Origin of the sequence: Acinetobacter sp. WCHA39 (assembly GCF_002165385.1) — a bacterium.
Lineage (GTDB): Bacteria > Pseudomonadota > Gammaproteobacteria > Pseudomonadales > Moraxellaceae > Acinetobacter.
On sequence record NZ_NHRP01000010.1, the window covers coordinates 47,099 to 61,394 of the forward strand.

Below are 14,296 nucleotides of genomic sequence, written 5' to 3' on the forward strand. Positions count from 1 at the left end.
GGAAGTGCAATTGCAGCCAAAATACCAATGATCGCTACAACGATCATCAATTCGATAAGAGTAAAACCCTTTTGCATTGATTTCATAACATTTCTCCAATGTATTAAATTTTTATAAGCCTTTTTAGCTACTTTGTATTTAGCATGTTCTATGCCAATCCTTAGCTTAGCCAATTTTAACTCAAAAAAACAGAGACTTAAAAGAATATTATTATTGCTACGAAATAACTCAAACACCATATTTTTGGGGATAAAGTGACAAATATTGACAGCTTTAACACTTTATTCGTCTAAATCCTAAAACTCAACTATGATTTATATCTTATAGAATTTAGATTTCATGACACAAATCACACAAAAATAATCACTTTTACTTCTTCCATTTATCAGAAGATAAAAGGGCATATTATTACAAATGATAAATTATGAAGCTTTCTTTACGCACGAATATGATAGCAATAAGCGAATCAAAGTGGATTAGCTGATAATCATATCTAATTTAAAATAATAGGCTCATCAGGTAACTCATTTTCATGATTATTTTGATTTTTGATAAAATAATGATCTAACACTTGACCAATCTCACAAATTCCGCTTTTGATGGCTTCTAAATGTTGTTTTTGAGCAAGTTGATAAACAATACGCTGACAAATCTGATTCCAAATCTCAGTTTGAGTCGCATTTTTAAGACCACGATCAATCACAATCTCAACTTTGCGCTCACAAAGGTTCAAATAAAGCAGAACCCCACTATTCAATTCAGTATCCCATACACCTAATTCGGCAAATAGCTGCTGAGCACGTAGCCGTGTGTTTTGATGATAAGCCTGTGAACAGGGTATATGCCCTTCTATTACCACTTGAATTTCACCGACATGCCCTTTCTCGGCTTGCTGAACAGCTTGTGCAATCTCTAAGCGGTCTTTTTTATTAAAAAAACGATATGCAGAAGAAATATAGAAAAAATGTTTGAACCAACGTTTTAGACTAGGTTGTGCATATTCTTCCAGTTTCGATTGCGTAATGATTTCCGTTGTATCCGTCTTTGTCACCATGAGCCTGATGCTCCTCCCCCGCCAAAGCTGCCACCGCCGCCACTATAACCGCCTCCACTGCCGCCACCAAAACCTCCTCTACCTCGCCCCCCTCCAGATAGAAAAGCTTGAAAAATAAGCTGTGCCAATGAAGTAATCAGTAGAAAGAAAATTCCGATGCCTAATAACAGGCTCATCACAAGACCAGCACCATTGACTAGTCCCGCAACAGTTGCAGCTACTGCCGCAGTGGAGGCGCTTAAACGGTTGCCAACAATGAATGAACCGACAACACCAGCAATCAGGATGAATAGCGCCATAGTTAGCGTATTATCTTTCGCTTGTTGCTCACGTAAAGCTTGTTCATGACGGTCTTTTAATTCTTGGGCAGCCTGTTGGGCAATTTCTGGATCTTGGTTTACAATACGGCCAATTTCATCCAAACCTGATGAGATTCCTTGTGCATACTGACCTTGTTTAAAAGAGGGTGTGATCTGATTACGAATAATGCGGCTCAGTACCACATCAGGTAAAACACCTTCGAGACCATAGCCTGTTAGAATCTGAATTTTGCGATCATTGACTGCAATTGCCATCAACAAACCATTATCACGTTTAGCAGAACCTAATTGCCATTTTTCACCTGTACGTAAAGCAAAATCAAAAATAGCTTCCTGTCCTGTCGTTGGTACAATAATCACCCCAATCTGAGCTTTACCCTGCTGATACAAGGTCAGTATTTTTTGATTGAGTTGCTGTACTTCAGCCTCGTTCAATATCTTAGCCTGATCAATCACAGGTTGGTTTAAAGTCGGTAAACCACGTATGGATTCACCCTCAGCCATATCATTGGCAACTTGCGGTAAAATAGGTGCTTGTTGTGCTGTAGTGTTTGGTTGTGATTGATTTTGTTGTGGCTGCTGAATCATTTTACCTGCAACAACTAAATCAGTTTCATCCGTTGCAGTCGCAACCTCAGCCCAAACTGTATGTTGAAAAAATAGTGTTACAAAAACAATCATGAGAACAGCCGAAAGCTGCTTAAGTTTTTGTCTAATTTTTTCCAACATATGGCAACTCCAAACCCATCAAGAACAATTTCAAATCTTAATTAAATGAAACTGTTGGCGCTTGTTGCGCAGATTGCTCTGCTTTAAAGTTCTCTTTGGTTTTCATACCAATGACTTTTGCTGTCATTGCTTGTGGGAACTGACGCACATATGAATTGTAATCTTGCACGGTCGTAATATAGCGATTACGAGCAACAGCGATTCGATTTTCTGTACCTTCCAATTGTGCTTGTAAATCACGGAATTGTTCATTGGCTTTTAAATCTGGATAATTTTCAGAAACAGCAATTAAACGAGATAATGCACCTGTCAATTGACTTTGTGCTTGTTGATATTTTTCGAATAGCGCTGGGTCTTCTAAAACTTCTTTATCCACTTTTAAACCCGCAACATTCGAGCGTGCTTGAGTCACCTCTGTGAGCACTTGCTCTTCATGTTTAGCATAACCCTTAACCACATTGACAAGATTGGGAACAAGGTCAGCACGTCGTTGATACTGGTTTTGTACTTCTGACCATGAAGCACTCACAGCTTCATCTTTCACTTGCAACGTATTATAACCACAACCTGTGAACAACAAGCTGCTTGCTAATACGGTTGCTAATGCGGTTTTCTTAATAACTTTCATAAAAATTTATCCTCAGGTTTTTCTTTATATTTTTTCAATAATTCATTCTAGTGTGATTTTTTGTTCGCTGTGTAACATTTATTTGTTGAAATCTTTATATCATTGCATAGAATCATCTGAGAAGTGTAACCGTTGTACTGTAACCCCCAATGCCTTGGGAAGATTTAAATAATTTTCTCTGAATTTGCATTTACAAGAGCCATCTTTATTGCCTGCACAATTTCCTGATTGGTCTTCGAGTATCATGCTGAAAAATGATCAGCGACAGGGCAAAAAGCTTACAAGATTTGCTAAAACTACCAAAAAGATAAGATGAAAAAAATAAAGCCTGCTTGAGCAGGCTTTATCGCAATCAAACTAAAAAGATGAATTAGACACCTAAATAATCCAAAATACCTTCTGCTGCTTGGCGGCCTTCCCAAATTGCAGTCACAACAAGGTCTGAACCACGCACCATATCTCCGCCAGCGAAGATTTTTGGATTAGATGTTTGGAATTTAAATTCTTGTTGTTCTGCCGCAACAACACGACCTGAACCATCTAAACTTACGTTTGCAGAACCAAACCAATCAGCAGGACTTGGACGGAAACCAAATGCAAGTAATACCGCATCTGCTGGTAAAATTTCTTCAGAACCCGGAACAGGTTCAGGACTACGACGACCACGGCTATCAGGCTCACCCATTTGGGTAGTGACCACTTTAACACCAGTCACTTTTCCATTCTCGCCCACAATCTCGATCGGTTGGCGATTGAATAGGAATTTTACACCCTCTTCATAGGCATTCTTCACTTCGCGCGCAGAACCCGGCATGTTGCTTTCGTCACGACGGTAAGCACATGTCACATCATGCGCACCTTGGCGTAATGAAGTACGGTTACAGTCCATTGCAGTGTCACCACCACCCAGAACAATCACTTTCTTACCATCAACACTGATGTATTCGCTTGGATCTTTTTCCCAACCTTGGCAACGATTGACGTTAGCAATTAAGAAATCTAGGGCATCGTAAACACCATCAAGATCTTCGCCAGGGAAACCACCTTTCATGTAGGTATAAGTTCCCATCCCCATAAATACGGCATCGTATTCAGCAAGCAGTTGTTCAATCGTTACATCAACACCGATTTCAGTATTTAAGCGGAATTCGATACCCATCCCCGTGAAGATTTCACGACGACGTTTCATCACATCTTTTTCCATTTTAAATTCTGGAATACCAAATGTAAGTAAACCACCAATCTCAGGACGTTTATCAAATACAACTGGTTTTACACCGCCACGGGCAAGGATATCAGCACAGCCTAAACCTGCTGGACCTGCACCAATAATTGCAACTTTTTTATTGGTCCATTTCACGCCAGACATATCTGGACGCCAGCCTAAAGCGAACGCTGTATCATTGATATATTTTTCTGCATTACCAATCGTGACTGCACCAAAGCCGTCATTTAAGGTACATGCACCTTCGCATAAACGGTCTTGTGGACATACACGACCACAAACTTCTGGCAAGGTATTGGTTTGATGGCAAAGTTCAGCTGCTTGAAAAATTTGACCTTCAGCAATCAGTTTTAACCAGTTTGGAATGTAGTTATGTACAGGACATTTCCATTCACAATATGGGTTACCACACCCTAAACAACGATGAGTCTGGTTTGCAGCCACTTCCGCTGTAAAAGGTTTATAAATTTCCACAAACTCTGCTTTGCGGACAGTAATATCTTTTTTCTCTGGATCTTGACGTGGTACATCCAGAAATTGAAAGTCATTATTGAGGCGTTCTGCCATGTCTCTCTCCGTGGGTAGGCGCAGTGGTGTCCTTCACCTCTGCACCTGCCTATGTCTTTGCAGTCGTGGAATTATTGTGGATCAGCTTGGGTTGTTTTCAAAAGCGATTGCAAATTAGCAGCTTTTGGTTTTACAAGCCAGAACTTACGACTATAGAAGTCGAACTCATTACGGATTTTGTATGCCCAAGCACTTCCTGTCTCTTGAATATGTTCATCAAGAATACGGAGGAGGTTTTCTTTATGATCTTCCATCGCCTCAGTCGAGATACGATTTAGGTCAATCAACTCATGGTTATAGTAGTCAACAAAGTCGTTATCAAGGTCAAGGACATAAGCGAAACCGCCTGTCATACCCGCACCAAAGTTATGACCAACTTTACCTAAGACAGTTACCACACCACCTGTCATATATTCACAGCAGTGATCGCCAGCACCTTCAATGACTGCAAAAGCACCTGAGTTACGAACAGCGAAACGCTCACCCGCAGTACCCGCAGCAAATAACTTACCGCCAGTCGCACCATACAAACAAGTGTTACCGATGATTGCAGTATTTTGTGTTTGGAACGGTGAACCTTTTGGTGGGAAGATCGAGACACGACCACCCGCCATACCTTTACCCACGTAATCGTTTGCATCACCTTCAAGTTTGATATGCAAACCACCAGCGTTCCAAACACCAAGTGACTGACCAGCAGTACCTACAAGATTCATGACTACTGGACTGTTTTCCATACCCAAGTTGCCATAACGACGTGCAATTTCACCAGAAATACGCGCACCAATCGAACGGTCACAGTTACCGACAGTGAAGTTAAACGAACCACCTGTACCTGCTTCAATTGCTGGTAACATCTCAGCCACCATTTTCTCAGCCAATACACCTTTATCAAATGGCGCATTACCTTGAACTTGGCAATACTGAGCTTTGCCTTCAGCAGCAGGATGTGATGTCAATAATGCGCTGAGATCAAGATGCGCATGCTTTTCAGTTTCGCCTGGTAAAACCTCAAGCAAATCAACACGACCAATCAAATCTTTGAGTGATGCAACACCTAAAGCAGCCAACCATTCACGTGTTTCTTCAGCAATAAACTTGAAGAAGTTGATCAGCATTTCTGGTTCGCCAATATAATGCTCTTTACGTAAATGGTCTTGCTGTGTTGCGACACCAGTTGCACAGTTATTCAAGTGACAGATACGTAGGTATTTACAACCTAATGCGATCATTGGCGTAGAACCAAAACCAAAGCTTTCAGCACCTAAAATAGCTGCCTTGATCACGTCTAAACCAGTTTTTAAACCACCATCCGTTTGAACACGAACCTTACCACGCAAGTCATTGACACGAAGTGCTTGATGCGCTTCACTTAAACCAAGTTCCCAAGGCGAGCCCGCATGGTGAATCGATGAAAGTGGAGATGCTGCTGTACCACCGTCATAACCTGAAATGGTAATAAAGTCTGCATAGGCTTTTGCCACACCAGCCGCAATCGTTCCAACACCTGGCTCTGATACTAGTTTTACCGATACCATCGCTTGAGGATTGACTTGCTTCAAGTCAAAGATCAATTGTGACAAATCTTCAATTGAGTAAATGTCATGATGCGGAGGCGGAGAAATCAAAGTCACACCCGGTACTGAGTAACGTAAACGTGCAATTAAACCATTCACTTTACCACCTGGTAACTGACCACCCTCACCTGGTTTCGCGCCCTGTGCCACTTTAATCTGTAACACTTCAGCAGAGGTTAAGTACGCAGGAGTTACACCAAAACGACCTGATGCAATCTGTTTAATTTTCGAGTTACGAATCGTGCCGTAACGTGCAGGATCTTCACCGCCCTCACCAGAGTTCGAACGACCACCAATCGTATTCATCGCAATTGCAATTGCTTCATGTGCTTCTGGAGATAATGCACCCAAAGACATTCCCGCAGAATCAAAACGAGGTAGAATCTCTTCAATCGTTTCAACTTGATCAATCGCAATCGAATCGGTTGTTTTTAACTTGAATAAGTCACGAATCGTAGCAACTGGACGGTTGTTTACTAGCTCAGCATATTCTTTAAAGTCTTGATATTGACCTGAACGAACCGCTTTATGCAATGAGTTAATCACATCAGGGTTGAACGCATGGTACTCTTTACCGAATACGAATTTGAGTAAACCACCCTGATCAATTGGCTTGCGATTTGACCAAGCTGTGCTTGCCAATTTTTTCTGGTCATTTTCTAAATCAGCGAAAGTCGCACCTTGGATACGGCTTGGTACACCAAGGAAACATTTATCCACGACTTCAGATGACAAACCTACTGCTTCAAACAGTTGGCCGCCACGATAAGAAGCAACTGTCGAGATCCCCATTTTAGAAAGAACTTTTAATAGACCTTTCTCAATCCCTTTACGGAAGTTTGCTTGCGCATAAATCGGGTCACCCAATAATTCGCCTTTCGCAACCAAATCATTAATCACGTCATAAGCTAAATACGGGTAAATTGCTGTCGCACCAAAACCTAGCAGTACTGCAAATTGATGTGGATCACGTGCGAAACCTGTCTCAACCAAAATATTTGCATCAGTACGTAAACCAACTTGAATTAAGTAATGATGTACTGCACCAGTTACCAATACTGAGTTTGCTGGCAAGAAACCTTCGCGAATATTTTTATCGGTCAAAACGATTAAAGTTTTACCATCACGAACAGCTTGTGCAGCTTCTTCACAAATACGTGCAACTGCGGCTTGTAAACCTTCGGTTTCTGCATAATTCAGATTGATATCAGCAACAGCATAACCCGCACGTTCTTTTTCAACATCACGAAGCTGCTGCATTTTTGAATGTGACAATACAGGGCTTGAAATAATGATGCGGTCAGCGTGTTCAGGGCCCTGTTCAAACACATTTTGCTCACGACCCAAACATGTTTCCAATGACATTACGATCGATTCACGTAATGGATCGATTGGTGGGTTAGTCACTTGCGCAAACTGTTGACGGAAATAGTCTGATACATGGCGAACTTGACGAGACAAGACTGCCATTGGCGTATCATCACCCATTGAACCAACAGCTTCCTGACCACTTTCTGCGATTGGACGCAAAATCTGATCACGCTCTTCAAATGTCACCATAAACATTTTTTGAGCCGCTTTTAATGCATCACCAGTTAAACCCTGATCACTCAATTGTTCTTCAAGCTGAGGATCTGCTTTCAAACGAATCGCATGGTCACGCAACCATTCACGATACGGACGCATGTTTTTAAGGTGATTGCTGACATCTTTCGTATCAAGCACTTTGCCTGTCAAAGTATCTACAACTAAAATTTGACCAGGACCAACACGACCTTTAGACACAACATCTTCTGGTTCATAACCCCATACACCAATCTCTGATGCAAGCGTGATGTAATCATTTTTGGTGATCACCCAACGTGCAGGGCGTAAACCATTACGATCCAACATACAAATCGCGTGACGACCATCTTGGATCACAAGACCTGCTGGACCATCCCAAGCTTCCATATGCTTAGAGTTAAATTCATAGAATGCACGTAGATCAGCATCTAAAGTTTCAACATTCTGCCATGCTGGTGGAACGAGCATACGAAGTGCACGGAATAAGTCCATTCCGCCACCAACAAGAATTTCAAGCATATTGTCTAGGCTTGATGAATCCGAACCAGTACGGTTTACAATCGGATTTAACTCAGTTAAACCCGGCAGTAATGGATTTTCAAACTTCGGCGTACGAGCCAATGCCCAGTTACGGTTTGCTGTAATGGTGTTAATTTCACCATTATGCGCAAGATAACGGAATGGCTGAGCCAATGGCCAACGTGGCAAAGTATTGGTTGAGAAACGCTGATGGAATACCACAATATGCGATTTTAGACGTTCATCAGCTAAGTCGGTATAGAAGTCAGCAATTGCTGCTGGCATCATTAAGCCTTTATATGTGATAACAGTTGTTGCAAGTGTGGTCACATAGAATAATGGGTCGTTTTGTAATTGTTGTTCTGCACGGCGACGAGCTAAAAATAACTTGCGGTTAAATTCAACTTCAGTCAAACCCATTGGGCAGTTCACTAGAATTTGTTCAAATGCTGGGAGTGATTGTAATGCAATTTCACCTAAAGCATCATTATTTGTTGGTACAACACGCCATGCCGCAACCGTTAAACCTTCTGCTGCAATTTCTTTATTTAAAATGTTCTTTGCATTTTGAGCTAAAGCAGGGTCAATATTCAAAAATACTGTGCCTGCAGCAAAAATCTCCGTTAGATTACTGCCTAGCTTCTGAGCTTCTTCACGGAAAAATTGTTTTGGCATTGCCAATAACAATCCGCAACCATCTCCTGTTTTACCATCCGCGGCAATACCACCACGGTGCGTCATGCAACTTAAACTGTGAATCGCAGTTTCGACCAGATGATGGCTTGATTCACCCTTCATATGGGCAATCAGACCAAAACCACAGTTATCCTTAAACTCATCAGGCTGATATAAGCCTTGAGCGGGAGCTACAGTATTAGGCGATGGCATGTGCATAGCGTACCCTTCTTTCAACATGGCTCTTTCGAGCAACAAACAATCAATTCATTTTCTGCGATATTGCCGATCAACTCATATAAAGTTCAATGCTTCGCAAAAACATTTTTCCTGGCGGATTTGCAATATACGCCTTTCTTTAAGAAGAAACAGCGTACTCAAGCATATAAAGTGTTTTCAGTTATTACACCTTCACCAATGTTTGTAAAGCACAAAAACTTTCCATTTCACTAAATTAATTGGGTGTTTAGTGTGAAAAAGTGCAATGAGCAGATAAATTAGCACCACAAGGAAGCAAAAAACATACCAATTAATTGAAAATTTACTAAATCATTAAAAAAATTAAAATAACCTTAATTTATAATAGGCTAAAGCTATATCTTATCAGGTTTTTTTGCACCAAAATAAGTCATTTCGCCTTAAAATAGCGCCAATTATGCTCAAAATTAGTGCAACACTAATTGAATGGATCTACCACATCGCGTTTAGAAGAATCTGAATTTTCTTTCAATTTTTCAGGGTTTTGTGTTGAAGATTGGCTTTGTTTGACGTTTACCACGTTACCTTGAGCATCACGCTGTGTGACTGTTGTCTGAGTTGCTATTGCAGGATCAACTGCTGGCTTTTCTGAACTAACACCCAAACTGCCTTGTGAAACCACCGCCCCTGCAGCCAACAAACTCTCGTCCACTTTAGGTAGCGCTGCGGGTTTTAACTGAATATCATAAAGCTGATTTGTCGCTGTTTTTAATTCATCAAACCCTAAATCATTCACAAACTCTGCATATTTTGATAATTGCTGGGCTTTAGGTTGCACGGATTGCGGAAGTACCAAATTCAATTGAGCAAACTGATGATTTGCTTCCTCCATATTCGGTGACATACCATAAACAAGAACATATTGTTCTGCCTGATCTTCCCCAGTTAAGCGGAAATAAATAAACTTTTTCCGATCTAATCGACTCAACAAAAAATTTTTAACAATTGCTTCATCTGAACTACGAAAGATTTCCATCGTCCATTTTTGCTGATTTTCTTTAATAAATTTAGTGCCACGAAATTCTGGTGCATGCTCATTAGAAACAACAACTCTGGTTGTTAAATCTAGCGGCTTCACCTCATTAGAAAAGGCACCTAGATGAGCAGTTGCAGTCACTTTTTCAGGTTGAATTTGAACTTCAGTTTTAGCTGGTTGATCTACCTCAACCAAAGCATCTCCATCAGTAATTCCCCAAAAGACCAATGCAGCAATCAAGCATACAATTGCAAGCGTGAGCCAGCTGTATTGTTGAATATTTTGCCAGATTGATCTAGAAATAAGCATATTTTTCTCAATATATTGATTATGAAGATTGGTTCGCAAGAATCGTTTGCTTCATTAAATCCACATCAAAATCTTTGGTAATTATCGCTTGGCCTAACTTTTTAAGTAAAACCAAACGTAATTGACCATTGAGCACTTTTTTATCATGCGACATATAAGCCAAAAATTCGTCGAGTGGAATCTGTGGACATGATATCGGTAAATGGGCACGTAGAATAATTCTTTTTGTACGCTCAACATCTTCAGCAGATATCCAACCTAGACGGTGTGACAAATCTGCCGCCATGACCATACCTGTTGCAACCGCTTCACCATGTAACCATACCCCATAACCTAGATAGGATTCGATTGCATGCCCAAAAGTATGCCCTAAATTTAGAAGTGCACGCTCACCCTGCTCTTTTTCATCATTAGCCACAATTCTAGCTTTATGTGCGCATGAGCGATAGACTGCTTCTGCGAGTAAATTCGCATCACGTGCAACAAGCGCATCCATGTTCTGTTCTAACCATACCAGAAAATCCACATCGCCTAGTAATGCATATTTAATCACTTCAGCCAAACCAGCAGAAAGTTCACGGTCTGGTAAAGTATCAAGCTGTGCCATATCCGCTAATACAACTTGAGGTTGCTGAAACGCACCCAACATGTTTTTACCTAAAGGATGATTGATTCCTGTCTTCCCACCCACACTTGAATCAACTTGAGATAATAATGTAGTTGGTACTTGAATAAAATTCACTCCGCGCTGGAAACAAGCTGATGCAAAACCAGCCATATCACCAATGACTCCACCACCTAATGCAAGCACTGTGCAATCACGATTAAAACCTGATTCCAAAAGCGCATCAAAAATTAAATTCAAATGTTCAATGTCTTTAAATTGCTCACCGTCGGGTAAGATACATTGTGCAATCTGTTTATCTAACTGGCGTAATCCATCAGCATAATGTTGCAAATATAATGGTGCGACGGTTGTATTGGAAACCAACATCACTTGTCGACCATGAATATATGGCGCTAGCAAATCTCTGGGATTTAAATTACTTCCAATAAAAATAGGATAGCGACGATCACCCAATTCAACATGTAGTGTTTGCATAAAATTAGACCAACAAGAAAATTACTAAATTTGTTTAGATAAAATAAGCTGTAGAATTTTTTGCGCTAAATCTCGCGCTGCACCCTGATTTGTTTCAACAATGAAATGCGCAACCTCACGATAAAGTGGATCTCGCACAGTTAACAAATCCCTTAATTTCTTTTCTGGGTTTTCTACTTGCAACAATGGACGATTCTTATCGCGATGAGTTCGCTGTAGCTGAAGCTCTACAGGAGTATATAGATAAACAACGATACCTCGCTGTTTTAAAAACTTTCGATTTTCCGATTGTGTTACCGCACCACCACCAGTCGCCAAAACAAGGGCAGAACGTGCAGTTAGGTCATTTAACACATTAGTTTCACGTGCTCGAAAACCAGATTCACCCTCTTTTTCAAAAATCCAAGGGATTGTAGCACCTGTTTTACGCTCAATTTCATGATCACTATCAATGAATTCACGCCCCAACAATTCTGCTAAATGTCGACCAACTGTTGTTTTCCCTGCCCCCATTGGCCCTACCAAATAAATATTTGGTAGGGTTTCAAACGCTTTGCCTTGCAACGCGCCACCTATATTAATTGCGATTATTCAAAATATATTAATGATTTCTCGTCAAAGTGTCATTAACAATTCTCGGTGTCACAAAAATAAGTAGTTCACGTTTCTTATCTGTTTTTGAATCACGACGGAATAATTTCCCAACATAGGGTAAATCTCCCAAGAAAGGCACTTTGGTCTGATTAGTAAGGTTTTCCTGTTCAAAAATTCCGCCTAATACTACAGTTTCACCATTATCAACCAATACATTGGTATCAATTGAATTTTTATTAATTGTTAATTGACCTGTAGGTGTTGGTGTGCTTGGTGCATCTTTAGTGATATTTAATTTCATCATCACTTTACCATCTGGCGTAATACTAGGCGTTACATCCAAACTTAATGTCGCATCGATAAACTCAGTTTTAGGCACTGCATTTGCACCACTACCACTTGAAGAAGCATATGGAATTTTTGTACCTGATTCTATTTTTGCTGATTGCTTATCCGCAGTCATTACTTTTGGTGTTGAAATTACTTCACCATAACCATCAGCTTGAACAGCAGACAACTCTAAATCTAGCATAAAATCAGACAGGCTAATCAAACCAAATGCAATCCGACTTGCGCCAGGTGTTACCGCTCCCAAATCAACATTTAGGTTATCAGGACGTTCAATTTCATATTTCCATCCCCCTGTATCACTATCTTTAGTAGGCTTTCTTAAGTTCCATAAAGTAGTATCACTACCACCTACTAACAAATCATTATTACTAGTAATACCTTGCGATAGAATCCCCCATTTAACACCCATTTCTTTCGTAAAATCGGTACTTGCACTGACAATACGCGCCTCTATCATAACTTGTTTTACTGACACATCTAACAAATCAATCAATTTTCGAATTTTGTCAATATTAAGTGCAGTATCATTAATGATTAAAGTATTTGTACGAGTATCTGCCACAGCACTGCCACGAGAACTTAATAGACTTTCTAAAGCTAATGAGTCAGAGTTAGCTGTTCTATTTGATGTTCCACCTTTACCATCACGAGATTCTTCAATTAATTTGAGTACATCTGCAGCTTTTGCATAACTCAACTTAATATATTCTGTTTGTATTGGAGAAAGCTTAATACTTTGTGCAATAGCTTTTGCCTCCTCTTCTTCAGATTTTATTAATTCTGAGACTGGGGCAATCCACATTACATTGCCATTACGACGTTTATCTAAATTCTTGGTCTTAAGAACAATATCTAAAGCTTGATCCCAAGGTACATCTTTCAGACGTAAAGTAATATTGCCTTGAACCGTATCGGCTGCGACCATATTTATACTAGTGAAATCTGCCAGTAACTGCAGAACTCGACGTACTTCGATATCCTGAAAGTCTAAGGATATTTTATTTCCAGTATAGACTTGCGCTTTAGCCTTCGCAGGAGACTTATCTTCAGGACGCTTAAGACTAATCGTTAATTTATTTTCCGCTTGGTAAGCCATATATTCATAACTACCAGCAGACTGAATGGTGATAACACCGTTACCTTTATCATTATAAGCATCTACACTTGCGACAGGTGTAGCAAAATCGTTGGTATTTAAACGACGAGCTAAATGCGTTGGAATTTTATTTCCCATCGTTCTAATAACAATTTTACTTCCCTGTTGCTGCACATCTACAGGTGTATTACTACCCAATAGATCAACAACAACTAATCCTTCACCTTGAGCACCGCGCTGGAAACCAATATTTGATACACCTTGCTGTGGTTGTCTGACAACCGTAGCATTACGAACAGCGTTTACTGGTTGAACTGCATTTATTTTAAGAATAAACGTGTTCCCTTCAACACGTGTCGTAAATGCTCCTGCCTCTTTTAAATTGACCACTAAACGTGAACGTTGATCATCTGCTGCAAGGTCTATAGATGATGCTTCAGCAGTTGATACAGAGATCGATTTTTGTTTTAGATTTTGTTGTGCCTTATCAAAATCTAAAATCAATCTTGAGGGTTGCTCTAATTGATATGCCTGTGGTTGTGGTGGCAGACCATCAAACATCACACGGATTTCTGTACCTTGGTCAGCCAAACTCATTGGAACAATATTCGTCATACTCACCTGTGCAGATGCAACTTGCATAATTGCAATTGCGACTGCACCCATTGAAAATTGACGGAATGCATGGCTCATAGTCTTGACTTCCCCAAATAAAGAATTTTTAAACTGTTTTTTCATTGTTATTCCCTT

At 40.2% G+C, this 14,296-nt stretch carries 10 protein-coding genes; all 10 read right to left on the reverse strand.

Going from position 1 to position 14,296, the window contains the following annotated elements:
- The coding region (locus CDG56_RS16875) for a prepilin-type N-terminal cleavage/methylation domain-containing protein (RefSeq protein WP_143225694.1) at positions 1-86 on the reverse strand (86 nt) is incomplete at its 3' end.
- Between the two features lie 407 nt (positions 87-493).
- Complete coding sequence (locus tag CDG56_RS06920) at positions 494-1,054, reverse strand: TPM domain-containing protein (protein ID WP_087547372.1); 561 nt, start codon at positions 1,052-1,054, stop codon at positions 494-496.
- Positions 1,048-2,055: a TPM domain-containing protein gene (locus CDG56_RS06925; RefSeq protein ID WP_413772783.1), complete on the reverse strand. Its 1,008-nt coding sequence runs from the start codon at positions 2,053-2,055 to the stop codon at positions 1,048-1,050. The genes CDG56_RS06920 and CDG56_RS06925 overlap by 7 nt, the downstream gene beginning before the upstream one ends.
- Positions 2,056-2,140: 85 nt before the next feature.
- Complete coding sequence (locus tag CDG56_RS06930; protein ID WP_087547374.1) at positions 2,141-2,731, reverse strand: LemA family protein; 591 nt, start codon at positions 2,729-2,731, stop codon at positions 2,141-2,143.
- 370 nt (positions 2,732-3,101) lie between these two features.
- Positions 3,102-4,523 carry an FAD-dependent oxidoreductase gene (locus tag CDG56_RS06935; RefSeq protein ID WP_087547375.1) on the reverse strand — a complete coding sequence of 474 codons (1,422 nt, stop codon included), beginning with the start codon at positions 4,521-4,523 and terminating at the stop codon, positions 3,102-3,104.
- A gap of 71 nt (positions 4,524-4,594) precedes the next feature.
- Entirely contained in the window at positions 4,595-9,073 is a 4,479-nt protein-coding gene (gene gltB, locus CDG56_RS06940; protein ID WP_171295118.1) for a glutamate synthase large subunit, read from the reverse strand.
- Positions 9,074-9,536: 463 nt separating this feature from the next.
- Complete coding sequence (locus tag CDG56_RS06950) at positions 9,537-10,403, reverse strand: hypothetical protein (RefSeq protein WP_087547377.1); 867 nt, start codon at positions 10,401-10,403, stop codon at positions 9,537-9,539.
- Between the two features lie 19 nt (positions 10,404-10,422).
- On the reverse strand, positions 10,423-11,505 hold the full coding sequence (gene aroB / locus CDG56_RS06955; RefSeq protein WP_087547378.1) for a 3-dehydroquinate synthase: 1,083 nt from the start codon (positions 11,503-11,505) through the stop codon (positions 10,423-10,425).
- A 24-nt stretch (positions 11,506-11,529) separates the two neighbouring features.
- Complete coding sequence (aroK, locus tag CDG56_RS06960) at positions 11,530-12,096, reverse strand: shikimate kinase AroK (protein WP_087535970.1); 567 nt, start codon at positions 12,094-12,096, stop codon at positions 11,530-11,532.
- Positions 12,097-12,106: 10 nt separating this feature from the next.
- Positions 12,107-14,284 carry a type IV pilus secretin PilQ family protein gene (gene pilQ / locus CDG56_RS06965; protein WP_087547379.1) on the reverse strand — a complete coding sequence of 726 codons (2,178 nt, stop codon included), beginning with the start codon at positions 14,282-14,284 and terminating at the stop codon, positions 12,107-12,109.
- Positions 14,285-14,296 lie beyond the last annotated feature (12 nt).

Coding starts and splice junctions, on each gene's coding strand:
- CDG56_RS06920 (WP_087547372.1), bottom strand. CDS start 1,054: ATGGTGACAAAGACGGATACAACGGAAATCATTACGCAATCGAAACTG.
- CDG56_RS06925 (WP_413772783.1), bottom strand. CDS start 2,055: ATGATTGTTTTTGTAACACTATTTTTTCAACATACAGTTTGGGCTGAG.
- CDG56_RS06930 (WP_087547374.1), bottom strand. CDS start 2,731: ATGAAAGTTATTAAGAAAACCGCATTAGCAACCGTATTAGCAAGCAGC.
- CDG56_RS06935 (WP_087547375.1), bottom strand. CDS start 4,523: ATGGCAGAACGCCTCAATAATGACTTTCAATTTCTGGATGTACCACGT.
- gltB (WP_171295118.1), bottom strand. CDS start 9,073: ATGCCATCGCCTAATACTGTAGCTCCCGCTCAAGGCTTATATCAGCCT.
- CDG56_RS06950 (WP_087547377.1), bottom strand. CDS start 10,403: ATGCTTATTTCTAGATCAATCTGGCAAAATATTCAACAATACAGCTGG.
- aroB (WP_087547378.1), bottom strand. CDS start 11,505: ATGCAAACACTACATGTTGAATTGGGTGATCGTCGCTATCCTATTTTT.
- pilQ (WP_087547379.1), bottom strand. CDS start 14,284: ATGAAAAAACAGTTTAAAAATTCTTTATTTGGGGAAGTCAAGACTATG.